Below are 21,051 nucleotides of genomic sequence, written 5' to 3' on the forward strand. Positions count from 1 at the left end.
ACCCGTCGTTGGCGCGATCGAGACCAGACGACGCCGAACCTGCGCGCGTCGACGCCCCCTCACACGTCGTCGGCGCGATGCAGACGAGGACGGCGCCGGCGTGCACCGTCACGGTGGTGCCCTGCGTCAGGGCCCGGCTGCGGGCGAGCCGGGCGGTGGCGGGTAGTCGGGCGGCGTGTCCTCCGGCGGCAGCACGTCGAACGACGTCACCGACCCCTCCACCACGAATGGGGCCGGCGCCGGCGCATCGACGGCCGTGAACCGCTCGGCCCCCCGGGCCCTGCGCCACATGCCGGTGCCGGTGCGACCGATCTCGTCCTCGCCCACAGCGGCGGCATCCCACCAGATCTCGACCGAGTCGTCGATCCCCTGGTGGTCGGGCGCGTCGAAGAAGCCCCATGCGCCCCAGCTGACCTGCGGGGTCGTGGGCCCGCCCCCGGCGGGCGGGAGGCGGAACAGGCCGCGGGAGAAGGTCTCGGGCGTGAGATCCGGGCCCGCCATGTGGATCCCCGCGGCCAGGAGCTCGGCCGGGGGCTCCAGCAGCCCGTACTGGGCCAGAGCCGGGGGCTCGCTCCCGGCCCCGAAGTACCACGGCCACAGCCGCCACGACGTCTGGAGGGCCTGCGGAGTCGGCGCGCCCAGGTTCGACAGGCCGAAGGCGTGGGTCATCTGCTGCTGGTCGTACTGGCGGGCCATCACGTTGGTGTCGGTCAGGGCGGTGCCGGTGAACACCCACTCGGGGAAGTAGCCCTGCTCGGTGGCGGACCGGGTGAGGTAGATCGGCATGATCGGGTCGCCGAGGAACAGCACGGTGGTGATCTGCTCGGCCTTCAGCCTGGCCACCAGGTCGGCCGCCTTCTCGGGCATGGTCGCCAGGTTGAACAGGTACGTCTCCCGCAGGGCGTAGTCCTCGCCCTCGGCCGCCTGCTCGTCGGCGGTGCCCTCGAAGATCGGCGGGTCCTGCTCGAAGTGGATCACGCCGACCTTGCGGGGGCTGGCCCGCACGGCGGGGTCGCCGGCGAACTCGGCCGTGGCCGCCACGTCGTCGCCGGCCTGGTCCAGCCAGGCGCCCAACGTCTGCAGGAACTGGTCGGCCGACGGCGCCGCGTCCCACAGGTAGGGGGCGTTCTCCTGGACCAGGCGGTCGGGCGCCGCGCCGGCGCAGCCCACACACAGGATCTGGCGGGCCGCCAGCTCCTCGGCGAAGGCGCCCCGGTCGAGGCCGGGTCCCCCGACCACCGCGAACGGCTGGAGCTCCTCGGCGATGGTGACGGCGTCGGCCCGGGCCGCCACCTCGTCGTCGCCCGCCCCCGTGCCGGCGTACTCCACGATCTCCAGGCGCCGACCGTACGTCTCGGAGCGCGAGGTGTAGATGCGGGCGTAGCCCTGGAGAGTCGCCAGCTGCGCCTCGGGCGTGTCCTCGAGGCCGGCCCCGGTGAGCAGCGAGGCCAGGTCGGCGCTGCCGGTGGCCCGGTAGCGCACCACGCGGACGGTGTCCGCCGTGACACCCCGGTGGGTCGCCCCCCCGTTGTCGCCGCTGAACACCGGCACGCACGGCACCGCGTACACGGTGGGGAGGGCGACCCGGCCCGTGTCGGGGTCGCACCGGTCGCCCCAGTCGAGCTCGTCTGCGGTGCCGGCCTCGACCGCCTCGGCGTACGTCACCGGCATCCGCCCGACGGGCTCTGGCGCCCCCACTGCCGCGTCGCCCGCCGCTGCGTCACCGTCCTCCTCGGTCCCGACGGCGCTCGACCCGACCGTCCGGGCGTCGCCGGCGGCGCCCCCCTCGGGATCGTCGACCACCACCAGCACGGCCACGGCGAGCAGGGCGGCCAGGATCAGCACCAGCGGGCCCCAGCGCCGCACCTGGGTGGCGGCGTCGCTGGCGGGACGGTCGGTGGCCGGTCGCATCAACCCTGGCTCCTCTGCGCGTCGGGCCCGGCCGCGGGCCCGGGGAGGGCGCCGCTGCGGGCGATCAGGGCCTCGGTCGTGCCGAGGTACGACGCGACCACCGCCGGGTCGTGCAGCACGGTCGCGGCCGGGCCCTCGGCGACCACCAGGCCCCGGTCGAGGGCGACCAGCCGGTCGGCCACCGAGGTCACGAGAGGCATGTCGTGCTCGATGAGCAGCAGGCTCGCGCCGAGCTCGTCGCGCAGGCGCAGCAGCACCGGGCCGAGGGCCTCGGCCTCGCGCTGGGCGATCCCGCTCGACGGCTCGTCGAGCAGGACGACCGACGGCTGGTGGGCCACCAGGCAGGCCAGGTCGACGATGCGGCGCGAGCCGGTGGACAGCTCGTGCACGAAGGCGCCCCGGTGGTCGCCCAGCCCGAACAGCTCGACCAGCTCGGCGACCCGCCGGGCCACGTCGTCCTCGGCGTCGAAGGCGGCCGGGAGGTGCAGGGCCGCCTCCAGCGGGTCGCGCACCGCCACCCACCGCTCGAGAGCGACGGCGATGGCCTGCTCGACGGTGAGCGCCGGGAACAGGGCGGCGTCCTGGAACGAGCGCCCCAGGCCCAGGCGGGCGCGCCGGTGCGGCGCCAGGTCGGACACGTCGACGCCCCCCAGCCGCACCCGCCCGGCGTCGAGGGACGTGAAGCCGCTCACCAGGTCGAACAGCGTGGTCTTGCCCGCGCCGTTGGGCCCGATGAGCCCGACGATCTCACCGGGGGCCACCATGAGCGACACGTCGCCCACCGCCTGGACGCCCCCGAACGAGCGGGACACCTCGACCAGCTCGAGCGCTGGCACCAGCTCGAGCGCGGGAGACAGCTCGAGGGCGGGCGGCACCTCGAGGGCGGGCGGCACCTCGCGGGTGGGCCCCCCGCCGCCCGGACGCGCCCGGCGCGGGCGCGAGGCCCCGACCCCGCCGGTGCGGGCGGATGCGCCCTCGAGGAACACCGAGCGCAGCACGTCGGGCCGCTCCAGCAGCTCGAGGGTGGGGCCGTGGAAGCGGATCTCGCCCTTCTCCATGAAGTACGCCTCGTCGGCCAGGGTGAGGGCCACGTTCACCGACTGCTCCACCGCCACCACCGTGGTCCCCTGGTCGCGCAGGGCCCGCACCATGGGCACCAGCTGCTCCACCACCGCGGGGGCCAGCCCCAGCGACAGCTCGTCGAGGAGCAGCAGCGTGGGCGGCCGCAGGAACGCCATGCCCAGGGCCAGCATCTGCTGCTGGCCGCCCGACAGGTCGGCGGCCGGCTCGTGCAGCCGCTCGCGCAGCACGGGGAAGGCGGCCAGCACGTGCTCGGTGCGCTCCGCCAGGCGGCGGCGGTGGTGGCGGTCGAGCCACCCAGCGGCCCGCAGGTTCTCGGCCACGGTGAGCGAGCGGAAGACGGCCTGCCCGCCGGGCACCATGCTCACCCCACGGGCCGCGACCTCGTGGGGTGGCGCGTGGGTGATGTCGCGGCCGTCGAGGATCACCGCCCCCCGGTCGGCCTGCACCACCCCGCAGACGGCCCGCAGCAGCGTGGACTTGCCGGCCCCGTTCGTGCCGAGCAGGGCCACGATCTCCCCCTCGTCCACCTCGAGGTCGACGCCGAACAGCACCTGCACCCCGCCGTACGACACGTCGAGGCCCCGCACCAGCAGGAGCTTGGCGCGCCCCCGGCGCCGCTCGTGCAGCACCTCGGCCCGCGCCGACGCCGCGGTCCACACGTCGACGATGTCGCGCTGCACAAGCCCGCCGGCCGAGGCGATGGCCAGCCCGCCGCCGAGGAAGACCGGCACCATGGCCGTCATCCCCCAGCGGATCCCCCACGCGTCGCCGATGGCCCCGATCAGGGGCACGACCACGAGCCCGGGCAGGATGAACACCGACCCCATGGAGAAGCCCATGGCCCGCGCCCGCGGCGGGATCGCCAACGAGAGGGCCGCGAAGATGCCGGGCAGCACGAAGGCGAGCCCGGCGGTGATCACCACGTTGGCCGCCACCGCCACCACCACGTTGGGCGACCAGGCGAACACCAGCGACATGGCCGTGACCACGAGGATCACCTTGGCCAGCAGCCCGAACAGGGCGCCCGGGTCCCGGCCGAAGGCGCGCATGCCGAGGCGCGCCCCGACGATCAGCCCGACCAGCTGGAAGGGCTCGGTGAGCGACGCCAGGAGCCCGCGAGCCTGCTCGTCGAGCCCGAACTCGTCGTTGTAGAGGAACGCCGCGAACGTGAGGAACCCCACCAGCGCCGGGGCGAGGAAGGGCAGGGTGCGGTAGATGCGCCGGAGGCTGTCGATCTTCCAGCACATCCGCCAGGCCTCCGCGAACGACGGCGCCTCCTCCTCGGTGGCGATCACGTCGTCGCTGGCCCCGGCCGCCCGCCGCTCCTGCGCCCCCCGCACCGGCTCGTGCAGCCGCAGGCCCAGGAGCACCAGCACCAGCGTCGGCACGGCGAAGACCACGAACGGCGCACGCCACCCGAAGGCCCCGGCGATGAGCCCCGCTGTCAGCGGCCCGACGAACTGGCCCACGGCGTTGGCGGCCCGGTGGAACGAGTAGATGCGGGGGCGCACCCCAACCGGGAAGTAGTCGGCCAGCAGCGAGTTGTGGGTGGGGTCGATCACCGCCTTGCCGATCGACACCCCGGCCAGCATGGTGGTCAGCATCCACACCGACACCGACAGGCCAAGGCCCACCTGGAACACCACCAGCAGCAGCCCGCCCAGCACGGCCAGGTGCACCCGGTTGCCCCGGTCGGCCAGCGCCGCCACCGGCACGGTGAGGGCCAGCGAGGCGGCCAGGGCCAGCGCGACGACCACCGAGATGCCCCCGATGCCGATGTCGAAGTGCTCGGCGATGTTCGGGCTCAGCACCCCGAAGGCCGAGCGGCCCAGCTCGTCGACCGCGTTCAGGCCGAAGAGCACCGCCAGGGCGAACACGGGCCCGTCGCCGCACAGGGCGCGCAGCCGGCGCACCGGGTGGCGGACGGCGCCGGCCGGCCCGCGCCCGGCCCTCACCGGCCCGCCTCCCGGCGGCGGGCCACCCATCGCAGGCCTGCGTCGCGCACCTGGTACACGAGGCCGCCGAGGCCGCCGGGCACCACCCACAGCACCACCAGCACGCCCACGGCCGAGGCCACCAGCCGCCAGTCGCCGGGCAGGAACCACTGGCCGCCCTTCATGAACACGGCGCCCAGGGCGGCTCCGAGCATCGAGCCCAGCCCGCCCACCACGGCCGCGGTGAACACGAGCAGGTTCTCCTCCGGTGCCACCAGACCGAGGCTGAACCCCTGGTTGTGGTGGGCCAGCAGGGTGCCGGCCACCGCCGCGAGGAAGCCCGACAGGGCGAAGGCGAACAGCTTCACCCGCACCACGGGGACGCCGTAGGCCTGGGCGCCCTGCTCGTTCTCGCGCAGGGCCACCAGCGCCCGGCCGGTGCGGCTGCGGCGGATCCCGAGCAGCCCGGCGGCCACCAGCACCAGCACGCCGAGCGAGAGGTGGTACACGCCGGCCGGCGAGTCCCACCCGACCCGCCCGAGCAGCGGCGGCCGGCCGATGCGCTGCACCGGCACCCACGACCAGAACTGGCGGTTCAGGAAGTACGACGTGGTCGCCAGGGCGAAGGCGAGGGTGGTGACGGCCAGGTACAGGCCCCGCAGGCGCAGCGCGGGCAGCCCGACCAGGACGGCCACGCCCGCCCCTGCCAGCCCGGCCAGCGGCAGGGCGAGGGCGAGGTCGAGGCCCCAGTCGGCCGTCGCCTTGGCCCCCACGGCGGCCCCCACCGCCACGAAGCCCATCTGCCCGAGCGAGACCTGGCCCGCCCACCCGGTGAGCACCACGATCGACAGCAGCACGATCGTGAAGATCACGACCGCCCCGGCCTTCAGCGTGTCGCCGGGCCCGAGCCACCGCGGCAGGGCGAGCAGCAGGCCGACCACGGCCGCCAGCCCGGCCCAGTGCGCCACCCGGACCCACAGGTCCCGCCGGAGCTCCTGCGGCACCGGACGGACCTCGTCGGCCGCGGGCCACGACGCCCCGGTGTCGCGCTCGGCCCGGCTCGTGCCGGGTCGCTGGACCAGCAGGGCGACCACGATCACCAGGCCGAGCACGGGCGGCACCAGCAGGTCCGAGTCGAGGCCGAGCGTGAACGACGCCGGGCCCCACCCCACCGTCAGGGCGTCGTTCCACACGACCCCCCGCTCGAGCAGGCCCAGGGCCACCGCGCTGGCCACCACCGCGCCCAGGTGCGTCAGCCGGCCGAGGGTCAGCGCGGCCAGGGCGCTCAACAGCACCGTGAACCCGACCGCGGGCCCGAGGGGCAGGCCGAACACGCCCGCCCGCAGGAACAGCGACAGGAACGACAGCAGCGCGGCCAGCGCCCACACGTAGGTGTGCAGGCGCCCCACCGGGATGCCGAGCAGGGCCGCCCGGTCGGCGCGCTCGGCCGACGCCCGCACGGCGACCCCGACGTCGGTGCGCCGCAGCAGCACCGCCACGGCCACCAGCGCGAGGGGGGCCAGCACCAGCACCAGCACGTCGTCGGCGAAGAAGACCTGGCTGCCCATGGTGAGCCGCCACCCGAACGGCGCGTCGATGCGCTGGGTCACGTCGGTCTCGTCCCACAGCCGCGGCACGAGCAGGGCCAGGAAGGCCAGCAGCTGCGAGAGGCCGATGGTGGCGACGGTGAGGATCATCCGGGGCGCCCGGAAGAACCGCCGGATCACGGCCAGCTCGACCACCGCCCCCAGGGCGACCGCGGCCACGGCACCGACGCCCAGAGCGGGCAGGTACGCCAGGCCGCCCAGGTTCACCAGGCTCACGGCCAGGGTGGTGGGCACCAGGCCGAGGTCTCCCTGGGCGAAGTTGAGGATCCGGTTGGCCCGGTACACCAGGGCCATGCCCAGGGCCAGCAGGGCGGTGAGCAGGCCGAGCACCAGGCCCACCACCACCTGGCCGGCCGGGAGGGGCAGGAGCAGCTGCTGGACCACCACGATGGCGGCCGCCGGGGCGAGGGAGCGGGCGGCGCCGACCAGCACGGCCGGGTCGACCCGCCGGCCGGCCGCCGGCACGGCCACGCCCACGCTGCTCACCCCGCGGCCTCCAGCCGGGCCCGTGCGGGGCAGCGCGCCGACCGGGCCACCGCCGGGGACACGAGCACCGCGCCCGGGGCCTCGCCTCCGGGGAGGTCGAGGCCGGCGGACGAGACCGTGCCGCCGTCGACGTGGCGCCGCGCACCGGCGCACCGGCCGGGCGCGCCCACCTGGGACCGCTCGCGCACGTCGTCCGAACCCCGTGTCAGGCGCCGCCGTCGAGCAGGCAGACCTGGTCGAGCGACATCCGGAAGAACTCCCCCTCGGCCCACCGGTCGGTGCCGAAGAACCAGCCGATCCGGCCGGCGGAGGGGACCGTCACCCCGCCGAAGGTGCGCTCCGCCAGCACCTCCATCCCGCACACCTCCACCCGGTGGGCGCCGCCACCGGGGTTGCCCCACCGGTCGAACCAGGAGCGTCGAACCCGGCCGGTGGCGTCGAGCTCCAGGTGCACGTCGACCGTGTCGGGGCCCATCGGCACCGAGGCCACCGCGTGGTCGGCGCCGTCGGCGCGCCACGTCACACCCCACGCCGGGTGCAGCGCCGTGGGCACGAGCAGGGCCTCGCCCGCCGCCCGGCCCCGGGCGCTGCGGGCCACGTCGGGCCCGCCCGCCCGGACCACGGGGACCAGGCCGGCGACGGCCCAGTGCATCCGGCCCTCGGCGGCGTCGGCCGCGTCGAACCCCCGGATGCCCAGGGCGAGCGGGCCCAGCAGCAGCCCGGCGTCGGCCCGCCACACGAACCCCGAGCCCGGCACCAGCACCTCGGTCGCCCGAAACGGCACCCACGGCCCCAGCTTGATGGTGCCGTGCATCCGGAGTTCGGCCCCGCCGGCGAGAGGCGTCCCCGGCGCCAAGGCGTGGAGCAGGTAGCGCCGGGCCGGCTCGGGCAGGTCGGCAAGGCCGGTCGGCTCGAAGCTCCCCCTCGCGGCGACGGCGCGCAGTCGCGGTTCGAGCGCGTCGGGGTCGAGCACGACCGGGAAGGCTAGGGCGTGCGCCGCCTCGCCGTCCGCCGACGGACCGCTCCCTCGGCGGACGGCGAGGGAGGGCCGGCCGGTGGGGCCGCGTCGCGGGCAGGATGGGTGCGTGCTCGTCCGCCGTGAGCGCTCCGCCGACTGTGCCGCCATCGAGCAGGTGCACACCGCCGCCTTCGCCCGGCCCGGCTCGGCCGAGGTGCCGGTGGAAGTGGCACTGGTGGACGACCTGCGGGCGAGCTCGGCGTGGATCCCGGCCCTCTCCCTCGTGGCCTGCCCGGCCGACGACCCCGGCACCGTCATCGGCCACGTCTGCTGCACCCGCGCCACCCTGGAGCCCGACGGCGTCCCGGTGCTCGGCCTCGGGCCGCTGGGCGTGCGGCCCGGCCACCAACGGCTCGGCGCGGGCAGCGCCCTGGTGCACGCCGTGCTGGGCGCGGCCGACGCCCTCGACGAGGCCCTGGTGGGCCTCCTGGGCGACCCCGGCTACTACGCCCGGTTCGGCTTCGAGCACTCGGCCCGGTGGGGCGTGGAGCCGCCGGAGCCGGCCTGGGCTCCACACTTCCAGGTGCGCCGGCTCACCCGCTGGACCCAGTCGCTCACCGGCACCTTCCGCTACGCCCCCGCCTTCGACAGCGTCTGATCCGCCGACGGCGCACGCGGCGCGACGCCCTCCTCCGGGTTCTCCGGCCGGGATGGCCCGCTCTGGCACGTGCGGGACGCAGAACGCGGGGGCGCCGCCTCGGGTGGCGGCGCTGCGGGGCAGTATGCGCCCCATGAGCGGCTACGACGACCATCCCGACCTCACCTTCGACCGGCCGGCTGCCGGGGTGCTGCGCATCACGCTCGACGCTCCGGGGCTGAACGCCGTGAACCACGCCGTGCACCGCCAGCTGGCCGACGTGTGGCTCACCATCGACCGCGACCCCGAGACCAACGTCGCCGTGCTCCAGGGCGCGGGCAAGGCCTTCTCCGCGGGCGGGAGCTTCGAGCTGCTCGACTCGCTGATGTCCGACTACGCGGTGCGCACGCGGGTCATGCGCGAGGCCCGCGACCTGGTGTTCAACGTGATCGGCTGTTCGAAGCCGATCGTGTCCGCCATCCACGGCCCGGCGGTGGGTGCCGGCCTCGTGGCCGGCATCCTGGCCGACGTGTCGGTGGTGGCCCGCACCGCCCGCATCATCGACGGCCACACCCGCCTGGGTGTGACGGCCGGCGACCACGCGGCCATCTGCTGGCCCCTGCTGTGCGGCATGGCCAAGGCCAAGTACTACCTGCTCACCTGCGACACCCTCACCGGCGAGGAGGCGGAGCGCATCGGGCTGGTGTCGCTGTGCGTCGACGACGACCAGGTGCACGCCCGCGCCCTGGAGATCGCGACGCAGCTCGCGGGCGGCGCCCAGTCGGCCATCCGCTGGACCAAGCAGACGCTGAACAACTGGTACCGGGCCCAGACCGCCGTCCTCGACGCCAGCCTGGCCTACGAGTTCTACGGCTTCGGTGGCCCCGACGCGCGCGAGGGCCTTGCATCGCACACCGAGAAGCGCCCACCCCGGTTCACCGGCCCGACCGCGGAGTGACCGGGCGGGGGGAGGCGGGCGGCGGGCGGCCCTAGGAGCCGCCCGCGGCCTCGTCGCCCTCGGCGCCGACGATCTCGAGATCGTGCACCCGCAGGTGCTCGATCTCCACCGTGCCCAGCCGCAGCTCGCGGATCACCGCCTTGCGCACGAAGAGCCGGCCGATGGCCACCACACCGATCGCCGTGGCCCCGACCGCGAGCGCGCCCACCGCCAGCGCCCCCCACGACGACGCGCCCGTGCCCGAGCTCCCCGTGAGGCCCAGGCCGACCGCGTGCGCACCCCTGGCCTCGACCAGCTCGACGCGGCCGGCGTGGCGGGCCACGGTCCGCACGGCCCGGGCGGCGCTCGCCCGCGCCCGGCGGCGGTGGCGGCGGGTCGGGAGATGGTGGTGAGTCGCAGCGTCGGGCACGGCGCCACGTTAGGACCCCGCCCCGCCGACTGCTGGCCCCGAGCCGCCGCCGGCACCACACCGGCCCCACGGACCCCAGCCCCGGCGCTTCAGGTCTTCGAGAGGGCCACCGACTCGTGGCGCCACACGAAGGCCGCCAGCGACCCGTGCTCGGCGACCAGATCGCACGCGCGGCCGGCGTTGGAGACGGTCGCCTCGCCCGGCACCGGGGACGCCGGGTTCGGGGCCCCTACCCGGCCCCCTCCACCGGGACCTGCCGGCCGCTGTTGTCGTCGATGAGCACCCGGTCTCCCAGCGGCCGGCTCAGGCGCACGGTGACCTCGCCCGTGCAGTCGCGCTCTGGGTCGCCCCGCACCAGCACCCCCACCCGCACCTGGCCCGGCCCCTCGATGACCCGGGTGTCGACGTCGCGGGCGTCGCACAGCCCGACGGTGAGCACCAGCGTGCTGCCCCCCGGGCCGGCCACGGCCCGCTCGATGGGCGCGGCCTCCACACCACCGCACCCGGCGAGCAGGGCCAGCGCGGTCAGGGTGCCGGCCAGGGCGACGGTCCTTCCCACGTCCCCCATCGTGCCCGAGGTGCCCGGCGCGCCGGGCCGCGCCGACCTGCCAGGATGGCCGGGTGGCGGCCGAGCAGGGCCACGGGCGCACCGGGCGAGCGGGCCCCCCGGAGTGGTACCGGTGCACCGCCGCCGACGCCCTCGCCCGCCTCGGCACCGACCCCGCCACCGGCCTCGGCGCCGACGAGGCGGCCCGCCGCCTGGCCGAGCACGGCCCCAACGAGCTGGAGGAGCGGGGCGGCCGCAGCCGCGGGCGGATCCTGCTCGCCCAGCTGACGGGCGTGCTGAGCTTCGTCCTCTACGGCGCCGTGGGGCTGTCGCTGGCCCTCGGGGAGTGGCTCGACGCGGCGGTGATCCTGCTCATCGTGGTGCTCAACGCCCTGCTCGGCTACACCCAGGAAGCCCGCGCCGAGGAATCGATGTCGGCGCTCCGGCGCCTGGCGGTGCCGACGGTCCGGGTCCGTCGCGACGGTGCCCTGCAGGAGCGGTCGGCCGTCGACCTGGTCCCCGGCGACCTGGTGCTGTTGGAGACGGGCAACGTGGTGCCGGCCGACGGCCGCCTGGTCCTGGCCGAGAGCCTCCGCGTCCAGGAGGCCGCCCTCACCGGCGAGTCGGAGGCCGTCGAGAAGGACGCCGGCCTGGTGTTCGAGACCGAGCGGGCCCTCGCCGACCGCAGGAACCTGGTCTTCTCCGGCACCCTCGTCACCTACGGCCGCGGCGAGCTGGTGGTGACCGCCACGGGCATGGGCACCGAGCTGGGCCGGATCGCCGACCTGCTCCAGACCGTGGACGACGAGCTGACGCCGCTCCAGCGGCGCCTCGACCGCCTCGGGCGCGTGCTGGCGCTGGGCGCCATCGCCGTGGTGGTCGTGGTGTTCCTCGCCGGCATGGCCCGCGGCGAGGACCTCGAGGAGAACCTGCTCACCGCCGTGAGCCTGGCCGTGGCCGCCATCCCCGAGGCCATGACGGCGGTGGTGACGATCGCCCTCTCGCTCGGTGCGAAGCGCATGCTCGAGCGCCGGGCCCTGATCAGGCGCCTGCTGGCCGTGGAGACGCTCGGGTCGGTGAGCCTGATCTGCTCGGACAAGACCGGCACCCTCACCCAGAACCGCATGACCGTCACGGTCGTCGACGTGGCCGACCACCGGATCGACCTGCTCCCCGGCCCGGGCGGACCGGGGTACGGGGTCGACCTCACTCTGGCGCCCGGGGCGGCGGCCGAGCTGCGGCTGCACCGCACCCTCGCCCTGCTCCTGGCCGGCGGCGCCCTGTGCAACGACGCAACCCTGGTGCCCCGCGCCAGCGGCGGGACCTGGCGCGCCGTGGGCGACCCCACCGAGGCCGCCCTGGTGCTGGCGGCGGCCGAGGCCGGGCTGGTCGAGGGCGACCTCGACCGCGCCCTCCCCCGGGTGGCCGAGGCGCCCTTCGACTCGGACCGCAAGCGCATGACGACCGTGCACGACGTGCCCGAGTCGGCCGACGCGCTGCCGGCGACGCTGGCCCGGTACTGGCGGGAGGAGCTCATCGGCGACGGCGGGCCGGAGTACGTGGCCGTCACCAAGGGCGCGGTCGAGGGCCTCCTCGACGTGTCCGACCGGGTCTGGGCGCACGAGCGGGCCGAGCCCCTCGACGCCGCCTGGCGAGGTCGGATCACGGCTGCCCACGACGCGCTGGCGGCACGGGGCATGCGCGTGCTCGGCGTGTGCGTGCGCGCGCTCGACCGCGTCCCGCCACACCCCACCCCCGCCGAGCTCGAGCAGCACCTGACCTACGTGGGCATGTTCGGCCTCGTCGACCCACCCCGCCCCGAGGTCCGCGACGCCGTCCTCACCTGCCGGTCGGCCGGCATCCGACCGGTGATGATCACCGGCGACCACCCGCTCACCGCCAGGCACATCGCCGCCCAGGTGGGCATCGCCGACGACGAGCGCTTCCTCACCGGCGTCGACCTCGACGCGCTGGACGACGAGGGGCTGCGTTCGGCGGCCGAGGAGGTGTCGGTGTTCGCCCGGGTGTCCCCGGAGCACAAGCTGCGCCTGGTGGCCGCCTACCAGGCCGACGGCCGGGTGGTGGCCATGACCGGCGACGGCGTGAACGACGCGCCGGCCCTGACCAAGGCCGACATCGGGGTGGCCATGGGCATCACCGGCACCGACGTGTCCAAGGGCGCGGCCGACATGGTGCTCCTCGACGACGACTTCGCCACCATCGTGGCGGCGGTCGAGGAGGGGCGCGTCGTCTACGACAACATCCGCAAGTTCATCGCCTACCTCCTCAGCTGCAACTCGAGCGAGGTGGCGGTGATGCTGCTCGCCCCCTTCCTCGGCATGCCCCTCCCCCTGCTCGCGCTGCAGATCCTGTGGATGAACCTGGTCACCGACGGCCTGCCCGCGCTGGCGCTGTCGGTGGAGCCGGCCGGCTCGACGGTGATGCGGCGGCCACCCACCCGCCCCTCCGAAGGCGTGTTCGCCCGCGGCATGGGTGCCTTCGTGGTCGGGATGGGCCTGGTGCTCTCGGTGCTGGCCATCGGCGTCGGCTACGAGCTGTGGCGGCTGGACGACCCGGCCTGGCGCACCGCCCTGCTGACCACCCTCGTCTTCTGCCAGCTGGCGCTGGCCCTCGAGGTGCGCACCGAGCGGCGGTCGCTGCGCCAGGTGGGGCTGGGCTCGAACCGGGCGATGCTGGGCGCCGTCGCCCTCAGCGTGCTGCTCCAGCTGGGCGTCGTCTACCTGCCTCCCCTCCAGCACCTGTTCGACACCCAGGCCCTCGGCGCCCGCGACCTGATGGTCGCCGCCGGGGCGGCGCTGGTGGTCGTGGCCGTGGCCGAGGCGGCCAAGGCGCTCCGCCGCCGAGCGGGTGCGCCCTCCCCGCCGTCGACGACCACGGAGAGTGAAGTACGCGCCTCGAGCGGCCGATAGGTGTGGTCATGCACCGACGGGTCGCCACCGGCTCCCGCGCCCTGGGCGTGGTGATGGCGGCCACCATCGTGCTGACCGTCGGTGCGGTCGCGGGTCGGGGCTCGGGCCCTGCCCTGTTCGCGGGGCCCCTGGGCCCGGCCGGGGCCCAGCGGGTGCTCGCCGCCGCTCCCGGTCGGCAGGAGTCGGCCGCTCCGGACGCTCCCACCGCGACCCCCACCACGATGACGATCGGCCCGGCCGTCGCGGCCCCGCCCCCGATGGCGCCCACCACCGAGCCGACCCCGCCCGAGGCTGACGACGGCGCCCCCGCGGCGGCGCCCGCCACCCCAGCGGCGCCCCGCGCCACCCCGGTGCCCACCACGGCTGCTCCCCCAGCGGGCACTGGCCAGCCCGCCAGCACCGCCCCGGCCCGGCCCGGCGGGCCGGTGACCGGCGCGACCGCACCCCCCACCACCGCGTCGACCACCACCGCGCTGCCGCCCAACCCGACCACGACCGCGACCACGACCACGGTGCCGCCCACCACGACCGCGACCACGACCACGGTGCCGCCCACGACCGCACCGGCCACCCCACCGGCCGGGGGCACCCCCATCGCCGGCCCGTCCGCGCTCGGCGCCGACGGCTGGCAGGCGGCGGCCGCGTGGGCCCAGGGCAAGGGCGCGGCCCAGGTGTTCGTCGACCTGGCCCGCCTCTACTGGACGTGGGCCCCGCAGGCCGGCATCCGCCCCGAGGTGGCCTACGCCCAGGCGGCCCTGGAGACCGGTTGGGGCCGCTTCGGGGGCGCCATCACCGCGGCGTGGCGCAACCCGGCCGGCATCAAGACGGCCGGGGCCACCGGCGACGCGCCCGACGACCACCAGCGCTTCCCCACGTGGGACGCCGGCGTGCGGGCCCACGTGAACCACCTCAGCGCCTACGCCGGCGCCCCCACCCACGTGGTCGTCGTCGACCCGGCCACCGAGCCCCACCCCCGCTACGCCGTGGTGGCCTCGGCCCCGTGGGCGGGCACGGTGAAGACCGTCGAGCAGCTGGGCGGGCGGTGGGCCCCTTCGGCCGGCTACGGCCAGCGCGTGGCCCAGCTCACCGCCGACCTGGTCGCCTCCGGCAGCTGAACGCGCCCCGACCGCCGGCCCGCGCCGTTCTGTGTGGACGAATCCTCATGCCATCGGGATTCGTCCACACAGAACCGCTCGGACAGCGAGGCTGGTCGAACGGCGGGCCGCGGATCAGTACTGGTAGTCGCCGGCCAGGTCGCGCCGGCCCTCCAGGCTGGCGAGGGCGGCGTGGTTGAGGATGTTGCGAGCCATGGACGACTCCTGCTCGGCCGAACGGGCGGCGTAGATCTCGGCCCGGGCCGCGTGCACGTCGGACGAGTCCGGCTCGGCCAGCACCGCGAACTCGGCCAGGTGGCAGGCCATGCGCAGGTCGCCGGCCTCCGCCAGGGAGCGGGCCCGGGCCAGCACCGCGTCGACGCCGCCGGCGAGCGCCACCCACTCGCGGGCCTGCTGGACGCGGGGAGCGGGGAGCAGGTTGTCGGGCTCGCCGTCGTACCAGCCGCCGTAGCGCCGCCACACGTTGCGGACGATGAACTGCGGGTGGTCGTACACCGGGCGGAGGTACGGCTGGTCGCGCAGGTGGGCCGGCACCTCCACCTCGTGGATCACCCGGTCGAGCGGACAGCCGCGGTTCATCAGCTCGAGCGCCTGGGCCTCCAGCACCTCGAGCAGCTCGGCGGTGTCGGTGAGGGCCGCCCGGATCCGGTCCTCCCCGAAGATGGGCAGGCCGTGCCCCGAGAGCATCAGCTCCGCCCCGAGCCCGGCCATCCGCCGCAGCGCGGCCGCCCAGTCGCTCACGTACCGCTGCACCTTCTGGGGGTTGCCGGCGTTGGGCACCGCCCAGATGAACAGGTCGCCGGGGTGCAGGATGCGCCGCTCGGGCACCCAGGTCCACGTGGCGTCGTCGGTCTCGCCCCGCCCGTGGTGCAGCTCGAACGTGAGGTCGCCCTGGCGGAACGTGAGGTGCTCGTCGTAGGTGACGTCGGGGTAGCGGTAGTCGTCGGGCCACGTGAAGTCGGGCATGGGTATGGCGAACTGGCGCTTGTTGATCGCCGCGTTCCAGCCGAGCGTGCGCTCGTAGCGGCGGAAGTGGTCGGGCACGTCGGCGTGGGCGTACACGGTCGGTTGGGTCCACCCGTGGTCGCGGGCCTCGGCCTCGAACGGCCTCGTGCCGAAGACGTGGTCGACGTGGTGATGCGAGTACACGGCCGCGGCCAGGCGATCGTGGGGCCGCCACGTCCGGACGTGCTCGTGCAGCGTCGGCGCGTCGTACCAGGCGCCGGTGTCGAGCATCACCAGGCCGTCACCGGTGTCGAGGGTGTTGGCGCTGGCCGTGCTCTTGAAGGTGAGCACGCCGTCGGCGATCTCCTCGCCGAACCGGTGCGTGGGCTGCACGGGGTGCTCGGCGTGCACCAGGTCGGCATCGCCCTGCCACCAGCGCTCGGCCGCGTCGCGGATGCTCTCGGGCACTCGTCCCCCTCGATGTCGACCCCCGGGGCGGGGGCGTGGGCCGACGGTAGTCCCCGCTCGCCGGGCCCGTGCTGCGAGACTCCCCCCGATGACCGGTGCCCGCGTCACGCTCGTGGAGGTCGCACCGGTGCGCGCCCGTCGCGCCGCCCTCCCCTCCGACGATGCCGCCCCGCTCGCCCGGGCGTCGGCGCCGTGACCCCGACGCCCCTCCTCGACCGATCCCTCCTCGACGTGGCGGCCGCGGTGCGCGCCGGCGACGTCTCGCCGGTCGACCTGCTCGAGGCCGCGCTGGCCCGGGCAGCACGGGTCGACGCCCTGAACTCCCTGGCCCACGTGGACGCCGAGGGCGCCCTGCTCGCCGCCGAGGAGCGGGCCGACGAGGCCCACCAGGGACGGATCCGTGGCCCGCTCCACGGCGTCCCGGTGACGGTGAAGGACCTGTTCGTCGTCGAGGGGCTGCCCACCGGCTGCGGCACCCGGGCCCCGCTCCCCCGCCTCGGCCGGCACGAGGCCACGGCGGTCGGTCGTCTCCGCGACGCCGGGGCCGTCATCCTCGGCAAGACGAACCTCCACGAGGTGGCCCTCGGCATCACCGGCGAGAACCCCTGGACCGGCGACGTCCACAACCCGCACGACCGGCGCCGGCAGGCGGGCGGATCGAGCAGCGGCTCGGCCGTGGCCGTCGCCACCGGGGTGGGCTGGGCCTCGCTGGCCAGCGACACCGCAGGCTCGATCCGCATCCCTGCGGCCCTGTGCGGGGTCGTCGGCTTCAAGCCCACCCTCGGGGCGGTGCCCCTCGACGGGGCGCTCCCCCTCTGCGCCACCTGCGACCACGCCGGCCCGATCACCCGCAGCGTGCCCGACGCGGCGACGGTGTTCGGGGTGCTCGCCGGCCGGGCGGTGACCCCGCCCGTGGCGGCCGATCTCCGACCGCCGGTGGTGGGCGCTCCCCTCGGGCCGCTCCAGGGCACCCTGTCGTCGGGGGTGCGGGCCAGCTACGAGCGCCTGCTCGAGGCCCTCGCCGGCGCTGGCGCCGACGTCCACCCGGTCGACGGGCCGTCCCTGGGCGGGGCGGTCGCCACGTACCTGCCCCTCCTGCGGTCCGAGGCCGCCCACGTGCACCGTCGGGCGGTCGAGACCGAGCCCGACTCGTTCAGCGACCCGGTGCGGGCAGTGCTCCGCGAGGGCCTCGACGTCCGGGCGGTCGACTACCTCGAGGCCCTGCGGCAGCGCCGGCGGCTGCTCGACGAGCTGGTCGCGGCCATGGAGGGCGTCGACGTGCTGGTGCTGCCGGCCACGCCGGTGCCGGCCCCGCTGCGGGGGGCGGTCGAGGTGGAGCTGGAGACCGGCACCACGTCCCATCGGACCGCCTTCCTGCGCCTGACCGTCCTGTTCAGCCTGGTGGGCGTGCCCACCGCCGTCGTGCCGGTCGACCGGGTCGACGGGCTGCCGGTGGGGGTGCAGGTGGTCGGCCGCCGGGGCCACGACGTCGCGGTGCTCGGCCACGCGGCCTGGATCGAGGCCGTGGCCGGGCAGCCGGCCGCGCCGGCCGAGGTGGAACCAGGCTGACCGCCGTCGGCCCCTCGGGCCGGATCGAGCCCGCGCTCAACGGGCCGTGCGGAAGAAGCGGTGGGCGGGCCGGTCGCGGGCGTCGAGCACCTCGGCCACGTCAGCACGCCCGAGCGGCGACGGGCGACGGGCGCCCCACGCGACGGGCGCCCCACGCGACGGCCGTCGGCCCGATCATCCCCCGGGCGCCGCGATGTCGTCGGGCGCCGCCGAGCCCCCCGGCAGCGCCGTGTCGACCACACGCCAGCAGTACCAGGCCACCACCGACCGGTACGGCCGGTAGCGCTCGCCCAGCTCGTCCAGCGCGCGGGGTGCGGGCAGGTCGGGCAGCCCCCAGGCGACGCGGTAGCCGGTGCGCACGCCGAAGTCGTCGACCGGCCAGACGTCGAGCCGGCCCAGCTGGAACATGAGGAACATCTCGGCCGTCCAGCGCCCGATCCCCCACACCTGCACGAGCCGCCGCACCACCTCGTCGTCGGGGCAGCGGCCGATGCCGTCGAGCAGCACCGTGCCGTCGTCGACCTTCGCGGCCAGGTCGTGGACGGCCGTCGCCTTGGCCCTCGACAGCCCGGCGGCGCGCAGCGCCTCGACCGGCACCCGCCGCACCGACGCGGGCGTGACCGCACCGCCCACCAGCCCCACGAACCGGGCGTGGATCGCCGCGGCCGCGCGACCGTGCAGCTGCTGGTAGAGGATCGACTCGGCCAGCGAGGCGAAGTCGGTCGCGGCCGGCCGGCGGGAGGGGAGCCGACACGGGCCGGCCCGCTCCACCAGACCGGCCAGCACGGGATCGGCGGCGGCCAGCGCGGCCTCGGCGGTGGCGACGGCGGAACGGGGCGCACGGCTGGGAGCCACGGCATCGAACGGTACCCACCCGGGGTGCCGGGCCACCGGCCGGATCCCCCCCTGTGCCAGGATTGGCCTGGTGGAGAGGCACCCCCCGAAGACCCGGGTGGCACCGGGCCGGGAGGCGAGCCGGTGAGCACGCTCGACCTGGCTCGCCTCCAGTTCGCCAGCACCTCGATCTTCCACTTCCTGTTCGTCCCCGTCACGATCGGGCTGTCGTTCCTGGTCGCCCTGCTGCAGACCGCCTGGCACCGGGGAGGCGACGAGGCCCACCTGCGGCTCACGCGCTTCTTCGGCACGCTGCTGGTCATCAACATCGCGGTGGGTGTCGTCACCGGGCTCGTGCAGGAGTTCCAGTTCGGCATGGACTGGGCCAGCTACTCGCGCTTCGTGGGCGACGTCTTCGGCGCGCCGCTCGCCATGGAGGGCCTGGCCGCCTTCTTCCTGGAGTCGACGTTCCTCGGCCTGTGGCTCTTCGGCTGGAACCGCCTGTCGAAGCGCGTGCACCTGGCCTGCATCTGGGCCGTCGCCATCGGTGCCGCGCTCAGCGCGTACTTCATCATGGCCGCCAACTCCTGGATGCAGCGGCCGGTGGGCTACTCGCTCGACCAGGCCGCCGACAAGGCCCGGCTCACCGACATCTGGGCGGTGCTCACCAGCAGCTTCCAGCTGTGGGCCTACGCCCACGTCATCCTCGCCTCGCTGGTCACCGGCTCGATGGTGATGCTGGCGGTGTCGGCCTGGCACCTGCGGCGGCGCTCCGACCCGGAGCTGTACGCCCGCTCGGCCGCCCTCTCCCTCTGGGTGCTGCTGCCCTCGGCCCTGCTGGCGGCCGTGGTGGGAAGCGGGCTGGGGGTGGTCCTCGGCACGTACCAGCCCATGAAGATCGCAGCCGCCGAGGCCCTGTGGAACACCGAGCAGCCGGCCTCGTTCACCCTCTTCCAGGTCGGCGGCTGGTCACCGAGCGACCCCGACCCGTCGTTCGACATCGAGATCCCGCACCTGCTGTCGATCCTCGCCACCAACTCCTGGGACGGCGAGGTCGTCGGCCTGAACCAGCTGCAGGCCCAGTACGAGCAGGAGTACGGGCCCGGCGACTACATCCCCAACGTGTTCGTCTCGTTCTGGGCCATGCGCGCGATGGCCTACCTCGCCACGGTCGCAGCCGCTCTGGCCGCGTGGGGGCTGTGGCTGCTCCACCGGCGCACCCTCGCCGCCGCACGCTGGTTCCCCCGGATCGCGGTGGCGGCCGTGGCCCTGCCCTTCCTCATGAACACCGCGGGCTGGGTGCTCACCGAGGTCGGGCGGCAGCCCTGGATCGTGTACGGGCTGCAGCAGACCACCGACGCGGTGTCGCCCACGCTCACCACGTTCCAGATCGCCCTCAGCCTCGGCGTGTTCTTCGCGCTCTACGCGGTGCTCGCCGTGCTCGAGGCCGTCCTCCTCACCCGGTACGCGCGCCGCGGGGCGCCCGAGGTGCCCCACGACGAGTCCACCGGCGCGCCCGTGCCGGCCATGAGCTACTGAGGGGGTGGGGATGGGCCTCGAGGTCTTCTGGTTCGTCATCGTCGCCCTGCTCTGGACCGGCTACTTCGTGCTCGAAGGCTTCGACTTCGGCGTGGGGATGCTGGCGCCGATCGTCGGCACCGACGACGTCGACCGCCGGGTCGCCATCAACACCATCGGCCCGCTCTGGGACGGCAACGAGGTGTGGGTGATCACCGCGGGCGCAGCCATGTTCGCGGCCTTCCCCGACTGGTACGCCACCATGTTCTCGGGCTTCTACGTCGCCCTGGTGCTGGTGCTGGTGGTGCTGATCCTGCGGGGCGTGGCCTTCGAGTTCCGCAGCAAGTCGCCGAACACGCGGTGGCGGGGCACGTGGGACGTCATCCTCGCGGTCTGCAGCGCCCTCGCCCCGTTCCTGTGGGGCGTGGCCCTGGCCAACCTGGTCCGCGGCGTGCCCATCGACGAGGCCGGCAACTTCACCGGGACGTTCTTCACGCTCCTCAACCCCTACGCCCTGGCCGCGGGCGTCACCCTCACCCTGCTGTGCGCGTTCCACGGGGCGAGCTACCTGGGCCTGCGCACCGACGGCGAGGTGCGGCGGCGGGCCGAGCGGATCGCCCTGCGCCTGGGGCTGCTCACCGCGGTGGTGACCCTGCTGTTCGGCGTGTGGACCCACGTCGTGGCCGGCAGGGGCGTGCTGCCGGGCCCGGCGCCGGTGCTCTCGCTCCTCCTGCTGTTCGCCGCGGCCGTGCTGGTGCGCGACGAGCGCTTCGGCTGGGCCTTCACCGCCACCAGCGTGGCCATCGCCCTCACCGTCGCCACGTTCTTCGTCGACCTGTACCCGAACGTGATGGTCTCCAGCACCGACGAGGCGTACAACCTCACGGTGGCCGGCGCCGCGGCCGGCTCCTACTCGCTCACCGTCATGACGATCGTGGCCGTGGTGTTCCTCCCCGTCGTGCTGCTGTACCAGGGCTGGACGTACTGGGTGTTCCGCGCCCGCGTCACCCGGGCCGACCTCGAGGGGGTGCGCACGCCGCTCGACGCCCTCGACCGGCGCGCACCCGCCGGCGGCGCGCCGGACGGCGGCGGGCCCGACGCGCCCACGTCCGGCGTGTCCCCGTCGCCGGCCGACTGACACC

At 75.4% G+C, this 21,051-nt stretch carries 16 protein-coding genes; 7 read left to right on the forward strand and 9 right to left on the reverse strand.

The window, feature by feature from the left end; translation table 11 throughout:
* Window positions 1-126: 126 nt before the first annotated feature.
* Genes IPM45_03305 through IPM45_03325 form a run of 5 tightly spaced genes read right to left on the reverse strand, consistent with a single transcriptional unit; the run spans window position 127 to window position 7,994 of the window.
* Window positions 127-1,911 carry a hypothetical protein gene (locus tag IPM45_03305; protein MBK9178599.1) on the reverse strand — a complete coding sequence of 595 codons (1,785 nt, stop codon included), beginning with the start codon at window positions 1,909-1,911 and terminating at the stop codon, window positions 127-129.
* Window positions 1,911-4,949 carry an MFS transporter gene (locus IPM45_03310; GenBank protein ID MBK9178600.1) on the reverse strand — a complete coding sequence of 1,013 codons (3,039 nt, stop codon included), beginning with the start codon at window positions 4,947-4,949 and terminating at the stop codon, window positions 1,911-1,913. Before IPM45_03310 ends, IPM45_03305 begins: the two co-directional genes overlap by 1 nt.
* Entirely contained in the window at window positions 4,946-7,021 is a 2,076-nt protein-coding gene (locus tag IPM45_03315) for a hypothetical protein (GenBank protein ID MBK9178601.1), read from the reverse strand. The genes IPM45_03310 and IPM45_03315 overlap by 4 nt, the downstream gene beginning before the upstream one ends.
* Entirely contained in the window at window positions 7,018-7,209 is a 192-nt protein-coding gene (locus IPM45_03320; GenBank protein ID MBK9178602.1) for a hypothetical protein, read from the reverse strand. Before IPM45_03320 ends, IPM45_03315 begins: the two co-directional genes overlap by 4 nt.
* A 17-nt stretch (window positions 7,210-7,226) precedes the next feature.
* Window positions 7,227-7,994 carry a hypothetical protein gene (locus IPM45_03325; protein ID MBK9178603.1) on the reverse strand — a complete coding sequence of 256 codons (768 nt, stop codon included), beginning with the start codon at window positions 7,992-7,994 and terminating at the stop codon, window positions 7,227-7,229.
* A gap of 112 nt (window positions 7,995-8,106) precedes the next feature.
* On the opposite strand from IPM45_03325, the gene IPM45_03330 reads away from it, so the two are divergent.
* Both IPM45_03330 and IPM45_03335 read left to right on the forward strand, forming a co-directional pair.
* The gene (locus tag IPM45_03330; protein MBK9178604.1) at window positions 8,107-8,637 is read left to right on the forward strand and encodes an N-acetyltransferase; all 531 of its coding nucleotides are present in this window, start codon (window positions 8,107-8,109) and stop codon (window positions 8,635-8,637) included.
* 133 nt (window positions 8,638-8,770) lie between these two features.
* A complete protein-coding gene (locus IPM45_03335; protein MBK9178605.1) occupies window positions 8,771-9,574 on the forward strand; it encodes an enoyl-CoA hydratase/isomerase family protein in 804 nt (267 codons plus the stop codon).
* Between the two features lie 31 nt (window positions 9,575-9,605).
* Here the strand turns inward: IPM45_03335 and IPM45_03340 are convergent, their stop codons facing one another.
* Window positions 9,606-9,836, reverse strand: coding sequence for a hypothetical protein (locus IPM45_03340; protein MBK9178606.1), 231 nt, complete (start codon window positions 9,834-9,836; stop codon window positions 9,606-9,608).
* A 376-nt stretch (window positions 9,837-10,212) separates the two neighbouring features.
* Window positions 10,213-10,542, reverse strand: a complete 330-nt coding sequence (locus IPM45_03345) for a hypothetical protein (protein MBK9178607.1) — start codon at window positions 10,540-10,542, stop codon at window positions 10,213-10,215.
* Between the two features lie 62 nt (window positions 10,543-10,604).
* Here IPM45_03345 and IPM45_03350 point away from each other — a divergent pair, with 62 nt between their 5' ends.
* The gene (locus IPM45_03350; protein MBK9178608.1) at window positions 10,605-13,460 is read left to right on the forward strand and encodes a cation-translocating P-type ATPase; all 2,856 of its coding nucleotides are present in this window, start codon (window positions 10,605-10,607) and stop codon (window positions 13,458-13,460) included.
* Between the two features lie 8 nt (window positions 13,461-13,468).
* Window positions 13,469-14,575 (forward strand): glucosaminidase domain-containing protein, encoded by a 1,107-nt coding sequence (locus tag IPM45_03355; protein MBK9178609.1) that lies wholly within the window; start codon window positions 13,469-13,471, stop codon window positions 14,573-14,575.
* A 114-nt stretch (window positions 14,576-14,689) separates the two neighbouring features.
* Here IPM45_03355 and IPM45_03360 read toward each other — a convergent pair whose 3' ends face one another.
* Window positions 14,690-15,988, reverse strand: coding sequence for an MBL fold metallo-hydrolase (locus IPM45_03360; GenBank protein MBK9178610.1), 1,299 nt, complete (start codon window positions 15,986-15,988; stop codon window positions 14,690-14,692).
* 192 nt (window positions 15,989-16,180) lie between these two features.
* Here IPM45_03360 and IPM45_03365 point away from each other — a divergent pair, with 192 nt between their 5' ends.
* On the forward strand, window positions 16,181-17,557 hold the full coding sequence (locus IPM45_03365; protein ID MBK9178611.1) for an amidase: 1,377 nt from the start codon (window positions 16,181-16,183) through the stop codon (window positions 17,555-17,557).
* Between the two features lie 174 nt (window positions 17,558-17,731).
* Here the strand turns inward: IPM45_03365 and IPM45_03370 are convergent, their stop codons facing one another.
* Complete coding sequence (locus IPM45_03370) at window positions 17,732-18,412, reverse strand: DNA-3-methyladenine glycosylase 2 family protein (GenBank protein MBK9178612.1); 681 nt, start codon at window positions 18,410-18,412, stop codon at window positions 17,732-17,734.
* Window positions 18,413-18,535: 123 nt separating this feature from the next.
* Here IPM45_03370 and IPM45_03375 point away from each other — a divergent pair, with 123 nt between their 5' ends.
* On the forward strand, window positions 18,536-19,930 hold the full coding sequence (locus IPM45_03375; protein MBK9178613.1) for a cytochrome ubiquinol oxidase subunit I: 1,395 nt from the start codon (window positions 18,536-18,538) through the stop codon (window positions 19,928-19,930).
* 10 nt (window positions 19,931-19,940) lie between these two features.
* Entirely contained in the window at window positions 19,941-21,047 is a 1,107-nt protein-coding gene (gene cydB, locus IPM45_03380; GenBank protein MBK9178614.1) for a cytochrome d ubiquinol oxidase subunit II, read from the forward strand.
* The last annotated feature ends 4 nt before the right edge of the window (window positions 21,048-21,051 follow it).

The sequence above is a fragment of the Acidimicrobiales bacterium genome, from assembly GCA_016716005.1.
Taxonomy (GTDB): Bacteria; Actinomycetota; Acidimicrobiia; order Acidimicrobiales; family JADJXE01; genus JADJXE01.